Consider the following 16132-nt stretch of genomic DNA (forward strand, 5'->3'; position numbering starts at 1 on the left):
TTTCTCAGGCATAAAAAATGGTGGCTAAGCCTAAAAAGGCAAAGAAGCCTACCACATCGGTTATGGTTGTTAACAGGACACTTCCGGCTAAGGCGGGATCTATACCCATAGATTTCAACACTATAGGCAGTAAGGTGCCAGAGATAGCACCTACAACTAAATTAATTATAATCGCTAGAGCGATGATGATGCCGAGATTTAGATCTTGGAACCATACTGTCGCTACTACAGCAATGACAGCAGCCCAAAGAAGGCCATTTAATATACCTACAATGACCTCTCTGTTAAGTAGCCATCGAGCGTTTGATCGTTCAACATGCCCCAAAGCTTGACCACGGATCACCAAGGTCAAGGTTTGTGAGCCTGCAATGCCGCCCATAGATGCAACTATAGGCATAAGTACCGCTAGGGCTACAACTTTATCGATGGTCTCTTCAAATAAACCGATCACAGCAGAAGCAATAAAGGCAGTAAGTAAATTAATGCCGAGCCAAACGGCACGACGACGTGTGGTTTTCATGACTGGGGCAAAGGTGTCTTCATCTTCGTCTAAGCCTGCCATGCTCATCAATGAATGATCAGCATCTTCGCGGATAACGTCGACCACATCATCAATCGTAATACGGCCAACCAGTTTGCCATTATCATCTACAACTGGGGCGGAGACTAGATCATGCTCTTCGAACAAGGCTGCCACTTGGTCGTCGGGCATCTGGGCATTGATCGCTTTTATATCGGTGTTCATGATCTCTCGAATATTGATTGAGGGATCGGATACTAATAGTTTGGTTAAAGGTAGCAGACCTATATATGAGTCTTTTCGGCTGACAACAATGAGACTATCCGTCATTTCGGGGATTTCATCGTGGCGACGAATGTAACGTAAGGTTGTTTCGACGCTAATATCTGGACGGATAGTTGTTGTATCTGTATTCATTAAGCCGCCGGCAGTATCCTCCGGATAGGAGAGCAGCTTTTCAACCCTACGCAGATTTTGTTTGTCCATGATGCGTAGGGTTTCTTTCATTACCCTATTAGGTAGCTGTTGTAGCACATCTACCATATCATCAGAATCAAGAGATTCGGTAAGTGCTAGCACCTCTTCAGTATTCATGCGACTTAAGATGTCCGCTTGGATATCGTCGTTTAAATGCTGGAGTACTACGGCTTCTAAATCATGTGAGATTAAGTTCCAAAGGATCTGACGCTCTTTGGGAGGTGATTTCTCAATTAAGCGGGCAACTTCGGTTGGTCGCAAAGTATTGTTTAGGGTAAAGCGAATTTGACGAAACTCACCACTATCTAAAGCATCGTTTAGCTTATCAAAATGTGATTTAGTTTCTTCAACGGCCATGGTTTTATCGCTTATGGACTTTGCTCGGTCTTCTTTTGTCAGTAGAAGAATAAATAGAATGTAATGCTTTGATTATAACGGAAGCTGAAGGGATAACCCTAAGAATTAATATGAAGAGTTTTATTCGTCTTCATCAAACCTATTGTTGATAAGCTCTTCAATGGCCGACATAGCACTTTCTTCATCATTGCCTGTGATCTTAACAGTTAAGGTTGTACCTTTGCTAGCTGCCAGCATCATCACAGACATAATGCTTTTTCCATCTACTGCACGTCCGTCTTTCTCCAATAAAATTTCGGATGAAAAACGTGATGTTACACCAATAAGCTTAGCGGCTGCTCGGGCATGTAACCCCAGTTTATTGATGATGAGTAGTTTTTTTTCTTGCATGATAGTTAGCTCAATTCACGATGACGAACATGGACATTATCCATATGTTGAGAGAAATGAGAAGCTAGACGTTCGCTAATATAAACAGATCGGTGTTGCCCCCCTGTGCAGCCAATGCCAATCGTAATATAGCTACGGTTATTTTCTGAAAAGCGGGGCAGCCAGCGTTCGAGGAAGTTAGTTATATCTTCTACCATCTCTCGAACTTCGTGTGATTCCTCTAGGAAGTCCTGAACCGGTTTCTCTTGGCCTGTATATTTGCGTAGATCTGGAACCCAGTGAGGATTGGGTAGGGCGCGTACATCATAGACAAAGTCTACGTCTAAAGGCACACCATGCTTAAAACCGAAAGATTCAAATTGAACCGACAAGGTTTGAGCTTTACGGTTGGCAACCCGAAGTTTGACTGTATCTCGAAGCTCATACAGGGATAAGCGCGTAGTATCTATTCGGATGTCGGCTAAGCTTGCGATAGGTTCTAAAAGCTGTATCTCTGACTCAATTGATTGTTGTAGATTCTTATGGGTATCTGAAAGAGGGTGTTTACGTCGGGTTGAACTATAACGTTTGAGTAAGGTGGCTTCCGATGAATCTAAAAAAATAACTTCATATTCAGCCCAATGATCTTGGCGAAGTTGATTTAAAATATCTGGAAATTTGGCTAAGTTACTGAGCAAATTGCGCGCATCAATACTGACCGCTATCTGGTCAGGGTGACTCGGGTCACTACTCATCTGTTGGACAAGGTCTGGTAGTAAGAGAGCCGGCAAATTGTCTATACAGTAGAAGCCAATATCTTCTAAAGCTTGTAATGCTGTACTTTTTCCTGAGCCGGAACGACCACTAATCACAACAAGCTTCATTTTAACTCCTAGGCAGCACTCAACTTACATAAAGTCTCATACAGAGAATGACTGTCTTGGCTTTCTCTTAGTTTGTTTCTGGCTTCTTCTTGGCTAAAGAGCTCTGCAACTGAGGCTAGTGTAGCTAAGTGCTCAGATGTTGAGTCTTCAGGAACAATCAAAATAAATAGAAGATCAACGGGTTTACCATCGATAGCATCAAAGTCTATAGGTGTATCTAGTTTGACTAGATAGCCTTTAGCTTCAGTGCATTCTGCCAGCCTGCAATGTGGAATGGCAATCCCATCGCCTATGCCTGTACTGCCAAGTTTTTCGCGCGAATGAAGTCCGTTAAATACTGATGATGAACTCATATCGGGATGTTGCTCCGATATTATTTCAGCAGCATTTTCCAGAATCCGCTTTTTACTGCCACCCTCAAGGCCACAAAGGACGCTTGAGGGGGTTAATAGTTCATGAAGCAACATAATTTTTTGGATACAGACCGGTTATTTGTGAGTTTTAGTTTTTTCTTTATGCTTAATGACTTGTCTATCTAACTTGTCAGTAAGGCCATCAATTGCAGCATACATATCTTCGTGTTCATGTGTAGCAAAGAGCTGGGCACCCGCTAAGTGCATCTCTGCCTCAGCTTTCTGGCGTTGTTTATCTACGCTGAGTGTGACTTGCACATTGGTGATGTTATCAAAATGACGCTCAATCTTTTGTAGTTTCGAGAGCACATAATCATTCATTGATTCAGTTAATTCTACATGGTGTCCAGTAATGTTGATCTGCATAGGTTTCTCCTATTTATTGCAGTGACATACTACTCTTGCCACTCTTTTATTAAACTAAACGCTTTCTTTCATTCGACGGTGGAATACCCATCGCTTCGCGATATTTCGCAATCGTACGTCTAGCAACTTTAAAGCCTTGTTCATCAAGAAATTGTGCAATTTTGTTGTCGCTTAATGGTTTAGCATTATTTTCAGCGGCCACCATCTTTTTGATAAGCGCTCTAATAGCGGTTGAGGACGCTGCGCCCCCTGTTGCTGTACTTACATGACTCGAGAAGAAGTATTTTAGTTCAAATATTCCACGGTGTGTGTGCATAAACTTTTGTGTGGTCACTCGAGAGATAGTGGATTCATGCATTTCTACGGCTTCAGCAATGTCATGAAGCACCATTGGCTTCATGCCTTCTTCGCCATGTTCCAGAAAGCCAATTTGTCGTTTTACTATCTCGTTTGACACTTTTAATAAGGTTTCGTTGCGGCTTTGTAAACTTTTAATAAACCATCGTGCTTCTTGCAGGTGGTTTTTTAGGTAGGTGTTATCAGAGCTATTATCGGCCCGTTTTACTAAACCTGCGTAACCTGAGTTGATACGTAGCTTAGGGGAAACTTCTGGGTTGAGGTGAACGCGCCATTCACCTTGCTGTTTTGTAACAAGAACGTCTGGAATAACATATTCAGCGGTACTGCTGCTGATTGAGGCGCCAGGTTTTGGATTTAGGCCTTGAATCAGCTGTATAACTTGCTGCAGTTGAGGTTCTTTTAAGCGTGTTTTTCTCATCAATTGACGGTAATCGTGAGCACCGAGTAGCTTAATGTATTGTTGTGCAACTTTGATCGCTTCATTTTTCCAAAGTGTCTCAGGCGGCAGTTGTTGTAACTGTATGCTTAAACACTCGCTGAGGTCACGGCAGGCAACACCTGCTGGATCAAATTGTTGTATGCGGTGCAAGACGGCTTCAATCTCATCCAGTTCTACTTCTTCAAACTGCTCACCTGTTTGCGCATGGAAATGATCTAAGATCTCATCCAGAGTGATGGTTAAATAACCATCAGGATTGATGCCGTCAATAATGTTCGTTGCAATAAGGCGATCAATATCACTCATTGGGGTAAGGTTTAATTGCCAATGAAGGTGGTCTTGCAGTGTTTCTTCTGCAGTGTCATTAGATTCGAAAGAGTCAAAATCTTCTTTGCTTTGACTTAGATTTGGGCCTGATGATTGGAATGTGTCTTCCCAGTTACTATCGGTTGAGAGCTCTTCTGGTATTTTCTCATTCCAGTTGTCTTCAGTTGTAATATTGTCGTCAAGCTCGGCTTCGGCTGTCGCGGTGGCTGTAGCTTCAGATTCTGTCTCTGGTGCCTGTGAATTACTCTCTTGAGTTTCGGAAGCCGAGGCGTGTTCGTCCTCAGAGACATCAAGCATAGGATTACTCTCTAATGCTTCTTGAATCTCTTGCTGAAGATCAAGCGTAGACAACTGCAGTAAGCGAATTGCTTGCTGTAGTTGTGGGGTCATTGTGAGCTGTTGCCCAATTTTTAGATGAAGCGCTTGTTTCATAATACTAAGGGACAAACTCCTGAAACTACATAATTCATTTATAGCTAAGTATATGCTTAAAGTGTGAACTGGTCGCCCAGATAAGCATTTCTTACTGCTTCGTTTGCCATAATATCGGCTGGTGAGCCGTTAGCAAGGATTGTACCTTCACTAACAATATAAGCTGTTTCGCATATATCTAAGGTTTCTCTCACATTATGATCAGTAATTAATATACCAATGCCCCTTGATTGAAGGTGGCGAATGGTCTGCTTTATGTCATTCACTGAGATAGGATCGACACCTGCAAAAGGTTCATCTAATAGAATAAATTCGGGTTCGGTTGCTAATGCCCGTGCAATTTCTACACGTCTACGTTCTCCACCAGAAAGACTCATGCCCATACTGTCTTTTATGTGTGTGATATGGAATTCTTCAAGCAACTCTTCCATTTTTAACTGGGCAGCGTGTTTATCTAAGTCTTTTCTTGTTTCTAAAATCGCAAGTAGATTGTCCTTCACAGACAGTTTTCTAAATATAGAAGCCTCTTGGGGAAGGTAGCCTATACCTTGCTGAGCACGGCCATGCATAGGTAGTGCGCTGATATCCTGCCCTTTGATTTTAACGGCGCCATTATCGGCTTGAACCAGACCAACAATCATGTAAAAGCAAGTGGTTTTCCCCGCGCCGTTGGGGCCTAAAAGGCCAACGATCTCACCATTCTTTATCTGTAGTGAAACGTCTTTAACAACTTCCCTGCCTTTATAGCGTTTGGCAAGATTTTTGGCCTCTAATAAGCTCATAGGGTTAGTTGGCCTTAGTTTTCTTTTTAGGTTGAATGACCATATTTATACGTCCTGGCTCACCTGTTTCGTCTTTGCTTGTGCCACCAAATGCGTTCACAATCGACTTATCTAGATCATAAACGATCTTGTTTCCAGTAAAAGTGTCTTCTGCTTGGACGACTTTAGCTTCTTCGGTAATAGTGAGTTTTTGATCATCTACCTGATAAAGTAAGTGCTTGCCCCAAGCGTCGCTGTATGGATCTCCTTTCCTTGGAAGTTGTCTGAAATGTGCAAGGCTTCCTTTGGCAATAAGTTTTTCAACTCCCTCTTCACCACGATACATATCAACATGCTCTCCTTCAATGAGAAGTGAGCCTTGTTTGATAATGACGTTGCCTTTGTAGGTGGTTATGCCTGTTTTGTCATCAATTTGTGCAGTATCTGCCGTAATGTAAATCGGCTGTTCTTGGTCGTCAGGAAGGGCGTACGCATTCGACACTGCAACAGCCAAAAGAATGAAGGCTAGATTATAACGCTTATTTTGCATTGTCATGGGTCCCTTCTACCCTAGAGTGTAAGTTAAGAACTCGATTATTGAAGTCAATATCCATACCTACGCCTTCAAGTATGCTTTGTTGTGATGTGATCTTAACGGGCTCATCAGTTTCTGCATAATCTTTATCAGGATAGATTGTCAGTTGCTCAGTGTTAAGTATGGTTGCTGATATAGAATCAGGATTATCATTAACTATGACATTTCCTGCAAGGTTTGTTTGATTATTATCATCTAAAACCGTGCCTGTGTTTGATGTAAGTTTAACTTTAGATCCATCATTTCTAACGCTAATACTCTCAGGATGATCTAGTGTGCTTAGGCTCAGGTTAGGGTAGTGCTCTAACTTGGCTGTATTTAGCACTCTTGAAAGTTTGCCTTCGCTATTCCACTCTTTGATGGTTGCTTCTTCGACAAAATAATCTATTCCGTGCAGCAGGGAGTTGTTGGTGCGTGGTCCCTCATTTGGGGAAGATGCAAAGCCCCAATAAAGTAATACAGGTATTAAAATAATAGCAGCGAGTGCCACTCTTATCTTATTGCTTAGATCTAACATTTATAAATACATCTGTTTAAGTTGATCCAATTTTCCTTGTGCTTCAAGGATATGCTCGCAAAATTCACGCCCAGCGCCTTCGCCTCCCTGACGGGATGTACACCAGTCTGCGTGTTTTTTAACGAAAGGGTGACCATTAGGAACGGTCGCACCAAAAGCACATTGGATAATGGCTGAAAGATCAGGGAAGTCATCACCTATATAGGCGGTGGTTGATGCGTTATGAGCTGTTTTATCCCAGATTTCGTTGAGAGCAATCAGTTTATCTTCTCGGCCTTGTTTAAGGTAATTGATACCTAAGGATTGGCTGCGTAATTCAACTTGGGGCGAGCGCCGACCGGTAATAATAGCGGTCTCGATACCTGCTTGCATTAATAGCTTAATGCCTAAGCCATCTAAAGTGTTGAACTGTTTGACTTCTTGGCCGTCCGCTAAAAATAGCAGCTGACCGCTGGTGAGTATTCCATCAACGTCAAATACCGCAAGGGTGATGTTTTTTAGTTGCTGCAATGAAGACTCTGACACTAAATAACTCCCGCTTTTAATAGATCGTGCATATTAAGAGCGCCTATAGGCTGATTCGTTTCATTGGTCACGATCAGTGCATTGATTTTTTTTGTTTCCATAATTTGCAAGCATTCTGCTGCAAGCATCTCAGCAGTTACTGTTGTACCGTTTGCGGTCATTACATCATCAATTAAGGTTTTGTGGAGATCGACATCGTCATCAAGCGAGCGTCGTAAGTCACCATCGGTAAATATACCAATAAGCTGCTTTTTGTCATCAACTACGGCAGTCATACCTAAACGCTTATGGGTTACTTCTAAAAGCGCTTCTTTTAATAATGTTCCGCTGGTTACACAAGGTGTGGCTTCGCCTGAGTGCATGATATCGCTAACTTTAAGGAGTAGTCGTCTGCCTAAAGTGCCGCCTGGGTGAGAAAATGCAAAATCTTCTGCGCTAAAACCTTTTGCTTCAAGTAGTGCAATAGCGAGGGCATCACCTAGTACTAATTGGGCGGTTGTACTTGAGGTGGGTGCAAGACCAAGGGGGCAGGCTTCCTCCTCTACGCCGATGTGGAGGTTAGCAGCAGAGGTTTGAGATAAAGTGGATTCTTTGTTAGCTGTAATACTGATGAAAGGTGTGTTCATCCTTTTGAGTAGAGGAATAATTGTAATGACTTCTGCTGTTTCTCCCGAGTTTGATAGAGCAATTACAACGTCATCGGCGGTGATCATGCCTAAATCGCCGTGGCTCGCTTCTCCTGGATGAACGAAGAACGCGGGCGTGCCTGTGCTGGCTAAAGTCGCAGCGATTTTTTTGCCAATATGACCTGACTTTCCCATACCGGTAACAATGATCCGACCTGTGCAATTAAGCATTAATTGGCAGGCATGAACAAAATTGTGGTCGAGATATTTTAGTAAATCGGCCACAGCAGCGGCTTCTAGCGTGATAGTTCGTTTAGCTGAATGTAGAAAGTCAGGTGTGCTCATCTTTGTGATCAACTTTTATCTTAAGAAACGGTCATAGTGTATAGCAGGATGAGATAGCCTGCATAGGCGGAGGCTAGAATCCCCCCTTCGAAGCGACTAATGGATGGAGGCTTTTGCCATAATGCGAAGGCTAGAAGTAGGAAGGTTAAGCCTAACATTGCAACATAGTCTCGCTGCAGAACAATCTCGTCCATGCCTATAGGAGCGATGAGTCCAGGTATAGCCATAACGGCTACTAAGTTAAATATGTTTGAACCTACAACGTTACCTATAGCTATATCGTGGTGGTTTTTTAACGCACTCGCTACCGAGGCTGCTAATTCAGGCAGACTAGTTCCTATAGCTACAATGGTTAGGCCGACAACCAATTTACTCACACCTAAAGAGTAGGCGATTTCACTGGCGCCCCAAACAAGTAACTTGGAACTGAGGGCAAGAATCACTAACCCCAGAATTAACCAGAAGATAGCTTTTCTGTTTTCTAAAGAGGGAAGTTCTTCCTCTTCCTCTACTAAAGAGTCCTTAGATGCGTTTCTTTGGAAACGACTGAAAAGATAAAGGCATACAGCTAAAGCAACTAATAGAATGATGCCATCTAATTGTCCCAGATGGAGATCGAATAATAGGACTCCTGCTAAAATGGTCACCCCTAAAAGTAAAGGAAGTTCTTTTTTTAGTACGCCCGATTTTACTGGTAAGGGTGCGATGAGTGCGGTGATGCCTAGTACCAATGCAATATTAGCAATGTTAGATCCCAGTGCATTACCAATAGCTAGATCGCCTGCCCCAGATGTGGAGGCCATAAAAGATACGAGTATTTCGGGTGCAGAGGTGCCAAAAGATACGATAGTTAAGCCAATCAGCATTGGGGACATGCCGAAGTTTTTTGCTGTGGCTGCGGCCCCTATAACGAATCTATCTGCACTCCATACCAATAGAATAAGTCCAGAGATTAGTGCCAAAATTGGATATAACATAGATAGAAGTTGTTCCAGTAGAATTGAAGAGGGGTATTAAAACAGAATGCTATCTTTGTTTAAATCAATACAGAGCATCATGTTTGAAAATATTCCTGTTTTTAGAACGAAATGGTATAGTTGCCAGCCCTTTATGATACGCACTACATAAAGGGACGTTAACAAAGTCTGAATGGAACTATAAAAATGTTCTTTTCAAAGTTATAACGGAATCTTATGAACGAATTTGATGATGTCGTCATCGATATCCAAAAGCTGAGTTTTTCCCGTGGTGATCGATCCATTTATGATGAGGTCGATATTAAAATTCCGCGTGGCAAAATTACCGGAATAATGGGGCCGTCAGGTACAGGTAAAACAACACTGCTTAGATTAATTGGCGGTCAGTTGAAACCTGATGCAGGTTCTATATTGGTTGATGATGAAAATATTCCAGAACTCAACCGTAGCGATCTGTTTTCGGTGCGAGAGCGTATGGGCATGCTCTTTCAAAGTGGGGCTTTATTTACTGATATAAGTGTATTTGAAAATGTTGCATTTCCTATCCGCGTCCATACAGATTTAAGCGATGATATGATTCGCGATGTTGTTTTAATGAAACTTCAGGCTGTGGGTCTAAGAGGGGCACATAATCTGATGCCTAGTGAGCTATCTGGTGGTATGGCCCGTCGAGTTGCGTTGGCTAGAGCTATTGCACTCGATCCTGATATTGTTATGTATGATGAGCCTTTTACTGGTCAGGATCCTATCGCAATGGGTGTCTTGGTTAATCTTATTCGCCGTTTAAATAACTCCTTAGGGCATACGAGTATTATAGTTTCCCACGATATTCAGGAAACTTTAGGTATTGCTGATTACATCCATATTATTGCGGACTCTAAGGTGATCGCTTCAGGTACACCGGAAGAATTGCGTCAAGATGATTCGCCGCAGGTTAAACAGTTTATGCATGGATTACCTGACGGGCCTGTACCGTTTCATTATCCTGCGGGTGATTATGAAACCGATCTGTTAAGAGGTCAGGGATAATGAATCAATTAGCGTTATTAGGTCACGCTGCACTAAGTAAATTAGCCGCTTTTGGCCGAGCAGGGATGATGTTGTTTCAATCTCTTGTCGCTAAGCCCCAGCCCGTAATTATGTTTCCACTGTTTGTGAAACAAGTTTATTTTGTGGGTGTGTTATCACTAATTATTATTGTGGTATCAGGTTTGTTTATTGGTATGGTGCTTGGTTTACAAGGCTATACAATTTTAGTTGACTATGGCTCTGAGCAAGCGGTTGGGCAGATGGTTGCGCTGAGTTTGGTTAGAGAGCTTGCGCCAGTTGTAACTGCGTTATTGTTTGCTGGGCGAGCAGGATCAGCTTTGACGGCTGAAATTGGCCTAATGAAAGCGACTGAGCAGTTATCAAGTTTAGAAATGATTGGTGTTGATCCCCTAAGACGGATTGTGGCACCAAGGTTTTGGGCTGGATTTGTATGCTTACCTATTTTATCCGCTATATTTGCCCTTGTCGGTGTTTATGGCGGTGCGATAGTTGGTGTTGAATGGCTGGGTATATATGATGGCTCATTTTGGGCTAACATGCAGAACTCAGTTGATTTTTATGATGATGTCTTGAATGGTCTTATAAAGGCCGTTGTCTTTGGCTTCGTTGTTACTTGGATCGCTGTGTTCCAAGGCTATGATTGTATGCCGACTTCGGAAGGGATTAGTCAGGCAACAACAAAAACTGTGGTCTATGCATCGTTGGCGGTGCTTGGGCTAGATTTTATTCTTACTGCTGTAATGTTTGGAGAGCTTTAATATGCGTATGCGGATCTTGGAGATCAGCGTAGGTGCCTTTGTTTTGGCCGGCGTCGTTGCTTTAGTTGGGCTTGCATTGAACGTAAGTGGTTTAAACCTGTCTAATTCTGACAACACTTATACTGTCTATGCTCGTTTTGAAAATATTGGCGGTTTAACACCGCGTGCAAAAGTGACTATGTCAGGTGTGGCAATAGGCGAAGTGGCAGATATTACATTAGATCGTGATATGTTGATGGCGCGTGTCGCCATGAATATTCATGGCAATGTAGATTTTCTTTCAGTAGATAGTTCGGCTTCAATCCTGACTGCGGGCCTATTAGGTGAGCAATATATAGGCATTTCCGTAGGGGCTGAAGATGAAAACCTTAAAGAGGGTGCCTATATTGAGGATACTCAATCGGCGTTGGTGCTTGAGGATCTAATAGGAAAATTCCTATTTAATGAGGTGAGTGAGTAAGGCTATGTATTATAACTGTGTGAGCCAAGTAAAAACTTGTTTAACGATCGCATTGATTGCGTTGTTGAGTATGTCGGTTCGAGCTGAAATCGATACATATAATGAAGCTGGTGGGGTTATTCAGACCGCGACTCAGAATGTTCTTAAGTTATTAGAGCGTGAAGAGCTTGTGGTAGAGGGGCAAGAAGATCAGCTGGTTGCTGAAATCGATACGGTTTTATCGCCTATTGTTGATTTTGATTATATTTCGAAACAGGTGATGGGGAAATACTATCGCCGTGCTTCAAAAGAGCAACGTATTGAGTTTTCTGGTGTTTTTAAAACGACCTTGTTGAAAACTTATGCAAAAGCTCTAGTCGGTTTCAAAATAGATAAGTATGAGATGGTGCCTCCGCGTAAAGAGAGCCCAGATATCAATAAGCAAATTGTTACGGTTGATGTGTTTTCTGCGGATGGTACAAAGTACTCTTTAGTTTACTACATGAAGAAAGAAGAGGGTGCTTGGAAACTAGTCAATGCTATTCTTGATGGATCTATTAATATTCGCTTGAGCTTTAAAAATCAATTTGCGGACTTAATGGAGCGAAACAAGGGTGATGTAGGATTAGTTATCTCTACTTGGAAAGACAAAGTTGATCCAGGAAAGGATAGCGCGTAATGACAGACGTTAGGCAGATTAATGAACAATTGATTAGTCTAGAAGGGGAGTTTAAATTTCCAGTCATTATGCAGGCCCGTAAAAAAGCCGAGAATATTTTAAGTGGTTGCAAAGGCATTGTTGAGATCGACTTTGCTGAAGTAACAGCTGTTGACAGCTCAGCACTCTCTTTTTGGTTTTGTTGTTTGCGTTATGTGCAAGATCGAGAGGTTCAATTGAAAGCGATTAATCTTCCTGTAGAAATGAAGGGTATTGCTGAGCTTGTTGGGTTGGAAAAGCAGTTTATTTAATACAGCTTGCAGGTATTGAATTAAGGCGATGCTTAGCATCGCCTTTTTTGTCATGATCCGGTATCATTTCCGCCTTATTTTTTCTATCTGTAGCATTCGATCAGGAGCTTTTAATGCAGGCTGAACAGGTTAAGCAGATTATTGAATCTCAACTTGAAGATTGTACCGTAACGACCGCAGGTGAAGGCTGTGATTTTCAGGTAACAGTGGTAGGTGAGCTTTTTCAAGGTTTACGCCCTGTTAAGTGTCAGCAGTTAGTCTATGCTTGCCTGAACGAATATATTGCGAATGGAACAATTCACGCGCTGAGCATTAAGACTTACACACCAGAGCAGTGGAAAGCGACACAGAATTAAATCCTCGATTGGACATACTATGGATAAATTAATGATCACCGGTGGCGAGCCGCTCAGAGGTGAAGTAAAAATCTCTGGAGCAAAAAACTCGGCACTGCCAATTTTGGCTGCGACACTACTAGCATCTGAGCCGGTAACTGTCTGCAACCTGCCTCATTTGCATGATATTACAACCATGCTTGAGTTGCTTCGCCGTATGGGTGTTGAGCTTGTTATTGACGAAAAACTTAATGTTGAAGTTGATGCCAATACGATTACACAGTTAGTTGCTCCTTATGAGTTAGTTAAGACAATGAGGGCCTCTATTTTAGTGTTAGGTCCTATGCTTGCTCATTTTGGTGAGGCAGAAGTGTCTTTACCAGGTGGTTGTGCAATTGGATCTCGACCTGTTGATCTCCACATCCAAGGTTTACGCGCAATGGGCGCAGATGTGGTTGTTGAAGCGGGTTATATTCGCGCTAAAAGTAATGGTCGCTTAAAAGGTGCGCGTATCTTTTTTGATACAGTCACAGTGACGGGTACTGAAAATATTTTGATGGCAGCCACCTTGGCTGAAGGTCAAAGTATTATCGAAAATGCTGCACGTGAGCCTGAAATAGTCGATTTAGCCGAGTGCTTGATCGCTATGGGTGCGGATATTAGTGGTTATGGTACCGACACGATCACGGTTAATGGTGTTGAGAAACTACATGGCTGTAAATTTCCAGTTGTAGCGGACCGAATTGAGACCGGCACTTATTTAACGGCTGTGGCAGCTACGCGCGGTAAAGTTAAAGTTAAAAACACGAATCCTCGAATTCTCGATGCGGTATTGCAGAAGCTTGAAGAAGCGGGTGCACATATTACAACGGGTGAAGATTGGATTGAGTTGGATATGAAAGGTCAAAGACCTAAAGCTATTAACATTACAACAGCGCCGTATCCTGCTTTTCCAACAGATATGCAGGCACAGTTTTCTGCTATGAATGCGGTATCTGAAGGCGTCAGTATTCTAAAAGAAACTATCTTTGAAAATCGTTTTATGCACATGCAAGAGATGATTCGCATGGGCGCTAAAATCAATATTGATGGCAATACAGCGATTGTTGAAGGGGTAGAGAGATTGCAAGCTGCTCCCGTTATGGCAACCGACCTTAGGGCTTCGGCAAGCTTAGTGATTGCTGCGCTGGTTGCGGATGGCGATACGATTATTGATCGTATCTACCATATCGACCGTGGTTATGAGTGCATAGAAGAGAAATTACAGTTATTAGGTGCACGTATTAAGCGTGTGCCAGGTTAAATACAGGTATAAATAGAGCTATGAAGCAGCAACTTACGATTGCCCTGTCTAAAGGACGTATCCTTAAAGAAACACTGCCTTTATTGGCAGAAGCTGACATTGTTCCAGCTGAGGATATTCATAGCAGCCGTAAACTCATTTTTGATACTAATCATGAGAACATAAAATTGGTTGTTATTCGCGCAACGGATGTTCCAACTTATGTTGAGTATGGCGGTGCAGACATGGGGATTGCAGGTAAAGATGTACTGCTTGAGCATGGTGCAGCAGGTCTTTATGAGCCTTTAGATCTTAAAATATCGAAATGTAAACTGATGGTTGCTGGCCCGAAAAACGCGCAGCCGGTCGAAGGTCGTATGAAGGTAGCCAGTAAGTTCGTCAATGTTACCCGCGATTACTTTGCGAAGCAGGGTACACAAGTAGATATTATAAAGCTCTACGGTGCTATGGAGCTCGCGCCGTTAATGGGTTTAGCTGATCGTATCGTTGATATTGTTGATACAGGTAATACGCTACGCGCGAATGGTTTAGAGCCTATGGAAGAGATCGCTGACATTAGTTCTCGTTTAGTGGTGGGTCAGCCTTCTATGAAAATGAAGTATCGTCAGATTCAGCCGATTTTAGATAAGCTAGCTGATGCTATTAACCGTCGTGATGCGGAGGTTACTAAATGAGTGAGTTAAATATTAAGCGTTTAGATTCAAGCCAATCAGACTTCAACGAACAGATGGACAAGCTGTTGGCTTGGGAAGCGGTATCTGATGATAAAGTTAACCAAATAGTAAATGAAATTTTACAACGTGTTCGTACCGAAGGTGATAGCGCTGTTGTAGAGTATACCAACCGCTTTGATGGTACCTCGGTTAACAGTATTGCTGAGCTTGAAATGAGCGCTGAGCGTTTGCAGAAAGCATTAGATGAGTTGCCTGCAGATCAACGTAAAGCCTTAGAAACGGCAGCGCAAAGAGTTCAGACTTACCATGAACGTCAAAAAGGTGAGTCTTGGCAATATACTGAAGCCGATGGCACTATGCTTGGTCAAAAGGTTACACCTGTTGATCGCGTGGGGCTTTATGTTCCTGGTGGTAAAGCAGCCTATCCTTCATCTGTACTGATGAATGCGATGCCAGCAAAAGTTGCCGGTGTAGAAGAGATCATTATGGTTGTGCCGACACCTGGTGGTGTCGTGAATGAGCTGGTTTTGGCTGCGGCTTGTTTAGCGGGCGTTGATCGCGTGTTCTGTATAGGTGGGGCACAGGCTGTGGCGGCACTTGCTTACGGTACTGATACGATTCCTCAAGTGGACAAAATCGTAGGCCCAGGAAATATTTTTGTTGCTACAGCTAAACGTGCGGTCTTTGGTGCTGTTGGCATCGATATGATTGCAGGACCTTCTGAAATCCTAGTGGTTTGTGATGGTAAAACGGATCCCGATTGGGTTGCTATGGATCTATTCTCTCAGGCTGAACATGATGAGGATGCGCAACCTATTTTAGTGACACCTGATGCTGACTTTATTGATGCTGTAGAACAAAGCATTAATAAGCTGTTGCCTACGATGGAACGTAAAGAGATTATTGAAATCTCATTACGTCTACGTGCAGCGCTTATAAAAGTGAAAGATTTAGATGAAGCTATGGACGTTGCTAATCGAATAGCGCCAGAGCATTTGGAACTATCGGTAGCAGATCCTGAAAGTCTTTTACCTAAAGTGCGTCACGCTGGTGCGATCTTTATGGGACGTTATACCGCTGAAGCGCTTGGGGATTACTGTGCAGGTCCTAACCATGTACTACCAACCTCAGGTACAGCGCGTTTCTCCTCTCCTTTAGGCGTGTATGATTTTCAAAAACGCTCATCTTTGATTATGTTTTCAGAAGATGGGGCGTCTGAGATGGGGAAAGTTGCTTCGGTATTAGCTCGGGGTGAAAGTTTAACTGCTCATGCTCGTTCTGCTGAGTACCGAATTAAAGATTAAACGCTTGTCT

At 42.7% G+C, this 16132-nt stretch carries 21 protein-coding genes; 9 read left to right on the forward strand and 12 right to left on the reverse strand.

The features are described 5' to 3' along the window. Positions 1–4 precede the first annotated feature (4 nt). The 12 genes from mgtE to Q4486_RS08435 all read right to left on the reverse strand — a co-directional run bounded on the left by mgtE (position 5) and on the right by Q4486_RS08435 (position 9290). Complete coding sequence (gene mgtE / locus Q4486_RS08380; protein WP_303415681.1) at positions 5–1354, reverse strand: magnesium transporter; 1350 nt, start codon at positions 1352–1354, stop codon at positions 5–7. A 120-nt stretch (positions 1355–1474) separates the two neighbouring features. Next, the gene (locus Q4486_RS08385) at positions 1475–1744 is read right to left on the reverse strand and encodes an HPr family phosphocarrier protein (RefSeq protein WP_303415680.1); all 270 of its coding nucleotides are present in this window, start codon (positions 1742–1744) and stop codon (positions 1475–1477) included. Positions 1745–1749: 5 nt separating this feature from the next. Continuing rightward, the gene (gene rapZ / locus Q4486_RS08390; RefSeq protein ID WP_303519054.1) at positions 1750–2607 is read right to left on the reverse strand and encodes an RNase adapter RapZ; all 858 of its coding nucleotides are present in this window, start codon (positions 2605–2607) and stop codon (positions 1750–1752) included. An 8-nt stretch (positions 2608–2615) separates the two neighbouring features. Next, a complete protein-coding gene (gene ptsN, locus Q4486_RS08395; RefSeq protein ID WP_303415678.1) occupies positions 2616–3074 on the reverse strand; it encodes a PTS IIA-like nitrogen regulatory protein PtsN in 459 nt (152 codons plus the stop codon). A gap of 21 nt (positions 3075–3095) precedes the next feature. After that, entirely contained in the window at positions 3096–3386 is a 291-nt protein-coding gene (gene raiA, locus Q4486_RS08400; RefSeq protein WP_303415677.1) for a ribosome-associated translation inhibitor RaiA, read from the reverse strand. A 49-nt stretch (positions 3387–3435) separates the two neighbouring features. After that, positions 3436–4944 carry an RNA polymerase factor sigma-54 gene (locus Q4486_RS08405; RefSeq protein ID WP_303415728.1) on the reverse strand — a complete coding sequence of 503 codons (1509 nt, stop codon included), beginning with the start codon at positions 4942–4944 and terminating at the stop codon, positions 3436–3438. 56 nt (positions 4945–5000) lie between these two features. Further along, entirely contained in the window at positions 5001–5726 is a 726-nt protein-coding gene (gene lptB, locus Q4486_RS08410; RefSeq protein ID WP_303415676.1) for an LPS export ABC transporter ATP-binding protein, read from the reverse strand. A gap of 4 nt (positions 5727–5730) precedes the next feature. After that, the gene (gene lptA / locus Q4486_RS08415) at positions 5731–6261 is read right to left on the reverse strand and encodes a lipopolysaccharide transport periplasmic protein LptA (protein ID WP_303519055.1); all 531 of its coding nucleotides are present in this window, start codon (positions 6259–6261) and stop codon (positions 5731–5733) included. Next, on the reverse strand, positions 6245–6817 hold the full coding sequence (gene lptC, locus Q4486_RS08420; RefSeq protein WP_303519056.1) for an LPS export ABC transporter periplasmic protein LptC: 573 nt from the start codon (positions 6815–6817) through the stop codon (positions 6245–6247). The genes lptA and lptC overlap by 17 nt, the downstream gene beginning before the upstream one ends. Next, positions 6818–7342 carry an HAD family hydrolase gene (locus Q4486_RS08425; RefSeq protein ID WP_303519057.1) on the reverse strand — a complete coding sequence of 175 codons (525 nt, stop codon included), beginning with the start codon at positions 7340–7342 and terminating at the stop codon, positions 6818–6820. Next, a complete protein-coding gene (locus tag Q4486_RS08430) occupies positions 7342–8313 on the reverse strand; it encodes a KpsF/GutQ family sugar-phosphate isomerase (protein WP_303519058.1) in 972 nt (323 codons plus the stop codon). Before Q4486_RS08430 ends, Q4486_RS08425 begins: the two co-directional genes overlap by 1 nt. A gap of 20 nt (positions 8314–8333) precedes the next feature. Then, on the reverse strand, positions 8334–9290 hold the full coding sequence (locus tag Q4486_RS08435; protein ID WP_303415671.1) for a calcium/sodium antiporter: 957 nt from the start codon (positions 9288–9290) through the stop codon (positions 8334–8336). A 216-nt stretch (positions 9291–9506) separates the two neighbouring features. Here Q4486_RS08435 and Q4486_RS08440 point away from each other — a divergent pair, with 216 nt between their 5' ends. The 9 genes from Q4486_RS08440 (at position 9507) to hisD (ending at position 16122) form a co-directional block, all read left to right on the forward strand. Beyond that, positions 9507–10319 carry an ATP-binding cassette domain-containing protein gene (locus Q4486_RS08440; protein WP_303415670.1) on the forward strand — a complete coding sequence of 271 codons (813 nt, stop codon included), beginning with the start codon at positions 9507–9509 and terminating at the stop codon, positions 10317–10319. Continuing rightward, the gene (mlaE, locus tag Q4486_RS08445) at positions 10319–11098 is read left to right on the forward strand and encodes a lipid asymmetry maintenance ABC transporter permease subunit MlaE (RefSeq protein WP_197468072.1); all 780 of its coding nucleotides are present in this window, start codon (positions 10319–10321) and stop codon (positions 11096–11098) included. Before Q4486_RS08440 ends, mlaE begins: the two co-directional genes overlap by 1 nt. Before the next feature lies 1 nt (position 11099). Beyond that, the gene (gene mlaD / locus Q4486_RS08450) at positions 11100–11558 is read left to right on the forward strand and encodes an outer membrane lipid asymmetry maintenance protein MlaD (protein WP_303415669.1); all 459 of its coding nucleotides are present in this window, start codon (positions 11100–11102) and stop codon (positions 11556–11558) included. Between the two features lie 4 nt (positions 11559–11562). Further along, positions 11563–12216 (forward strand): phospholipid-binding protein MlaC, encoded by a 654-nt coding sequence (locus Q4486_RS08455; RefSeq protein WP_303519059.1) that lies wholly within the window; start codon positions 11563–11565, stop codon positions 12214–12216. Further along, positions 12216–12506: a lipid asymmetry maintenance protein MlaB gene (locus tag Q4486_RS08460; RefSeq protein ID WP_303415667.1), complete on the forward strand. Its 291-nt coding sequence runs from the start codon at positions 12216–12218 to the stop codon at positions 12504–12506. Before Q4486_RS08455 ends, Q4486_RS08460 begins: the two co-directional genes overlap by 1 nt. A gap of 113 nt (positions 12507–12619) precedes the next feature. Further along, complete coding sequence (locus tag Q4486_RS08465; protein WP_067868889.1) at positions 12620–12862, forward strand: BolA family protein; 243 nt, start codon at positions 12620–12622, stop codon at positions 12860–12862. A gap of 19 nt (positions 12863–12881) precedes the next feature. Beyond that, the gene (gene murA / locus Q4486_RS08470) at positions 12882–14144 is read left to right on the forward strand and encodes a UDP-N-acetylglucosamine 1-carboxyvinyltransferase (protein ID WP_303415666.1); all 1263 of its coding nucleotides are present in this window, start codon (positions 12882–12884) and stop codon (positions 14142–14144) included. Between the two features lie 20 nt (positions 14145–14164). Further along, a complete protein-coding gene (hisG, locus tag Q4486_RS08475) occupies positions 14165–14818 on the forward strand; it encodes an ATP phosphoribosyltransferase (protein WP_303415665.1) in 654 nt (217 codons plus the stop codon). Beyond that, positions 14815–16122, forward strand: coding sequence for a histidinol dehydrogenase (gene hisD / locus Q4486_RS08480; protein WP_303415664.1), 1308 nt, complete (start codon positions 14815–14817; stop codon positions 16120–16122). The genes hisG and hisD overlap by 4 nt, the downstream gene beginning before the upstream one ends. The last annotated feature ends 10 nt before the right edge of the window (positions 16123–16132 follow it).

This window comes from Neptuniibacter sp. 2_MG-2023, from assembly GCF_030547495.1.
In the GTDB taxonomy this organism is placed as follows: domain Bacteria; phylum Pseudomonadota; class Gammaproteobacteria; order Pseudomonadales; family Balneatricaceae; genus Neptuniibacter.

Bases quoted from the DNA above. Each gene is read 5' to 3' on its own strand.
- Q4486_RS08405 (WP_303415728.1), bottom strand. From the start codon at position 4,944: ATGAAACAAGCGCTTCATCTAAAAATTGGGCAACAGCTCACAATGACC.
- lptC (WP_303519056.1), bottom strand. From the start codon at position 6,817: ATGTTAGATCTAAGCAATAAGATAAGAGTGGCACTCGCTGCTATTATT.
- Q4486_RS08430 (WP_303519058.1), bottom strand. From the start codon at position 8,313: ATGAGCACACCTGACTTTCTACATTCAGCTAAACGAACTATCACGCTA.
- lptB (WP_303415676.1), bottom strand. From the start codon at position 5,726: ATGAGCTTATTAGAGGCCAAAAATCTTGCCAAACGCTATAAAGGCAGG.
- mlaD (WP_303415669.1), top strand. From the start codon at position 11,100: ATGCGTATGCGGATCTTGGAGATCAGCGTAGGTGCCTTTGTTTTGGCC.
- murA (WP_303415666.1), top strand. From the start codon at position 12,882: ATGGATAAATTAATGATCACCGGTGGCGAGCCGCTCAGAGGTGAAGTA.
- mlaE (WP_197468072.1), top strand. From the start codon at position 10,319: ATGAATCAATTAGCGTTATTAGGTCACGCTGCACTAAGTAAATTAGCC.
- lptA (WP_303519055.1), bottom strand. From the start codon at position 6,261: ATGACAATGCAAAATAAGCGTTATAATCTAGCCTTCATTCTTTTGGCT.
- Q4486_RS08435 (WP_303415671.1), bottom strand. From the start codon at position 9,290: ATGTTATATCCAATTTTGGCACTAATCTCTGGACTTATTCTATTGGTA.
- mgtE (WP_303415681.1), bottom strand. From the start codon at position 1,354: ATGGCCGTTGAAGAAACTAAATCACATTTTGATAAGCTAAACGATGCT.
- Q4486_RS08460 (WP_303415667.1), top strand. From the start codon at position 12,216: ATGACAGACGTTAGGCAGATTAATGAACAATTGATTAGTCTAGAAGGG.
- raiA (WP_303415677.1), bottom strand. From the start codon at position 3,386: ATGCAGATCAACATTACTGGACACCATGTAGAATTAACTGAATCAATG.
- Q4486_RS08455 (WP_303519059.1), top strand. From the start codon at position 11,563: ATGTATTATAACTGTGTGAGCCAAGTAAAAACTTGTTTAACGATCGCA.
- hisD (WP_303415664.1), top strand. From the start codon at position 14,815: ATGAGTGAGTTAAATATTAAGCGTTTAGATTCAAGCCAATCAGACTTC.
- Q4486_RS08385 (WP_303415680.1), bottom strand. From the start codon at position 1,744: ATGCAAGAAAAAAAACTACTCATCATCAATAAACTGGGGTTACATGCC.
- Q4486_RS08465 (WP_067868889.1), top strand. From the start codon at position 12,620: ATGCAGGCTGAACAGGTTAAGCAGATTATTGAATCTCAACTTGAAGAT.
- rapZ (WP_303519054.1), bottom strand. From the start codon at position 2,607: ATGAAGCTTGTTGTGATTAGTGGTCGTTCCGGCTCAGGAAAAAGTACA.
- ptsN (WP_303415678.1), bottom strand. From the start codon at position 3,074: ATGTTGCTTCATGAACTATTAACCCCCTCAAGCGTCCTTTGTGGCCTT.
- hisG (WP_303415665.1), top strand. From the start codon at position 14,165: ATGAAGCAGCAACTTACGATTGCCCTGTCTAAAGGACGTATCCTTAAA.
- Q4486_RS08440 (WP_303415670.1), top strand. From the start codon at position 9,507: ATGAACGAATTTGATGATGTCGTCATCGATATCCAAAAGCTGAGTTTT.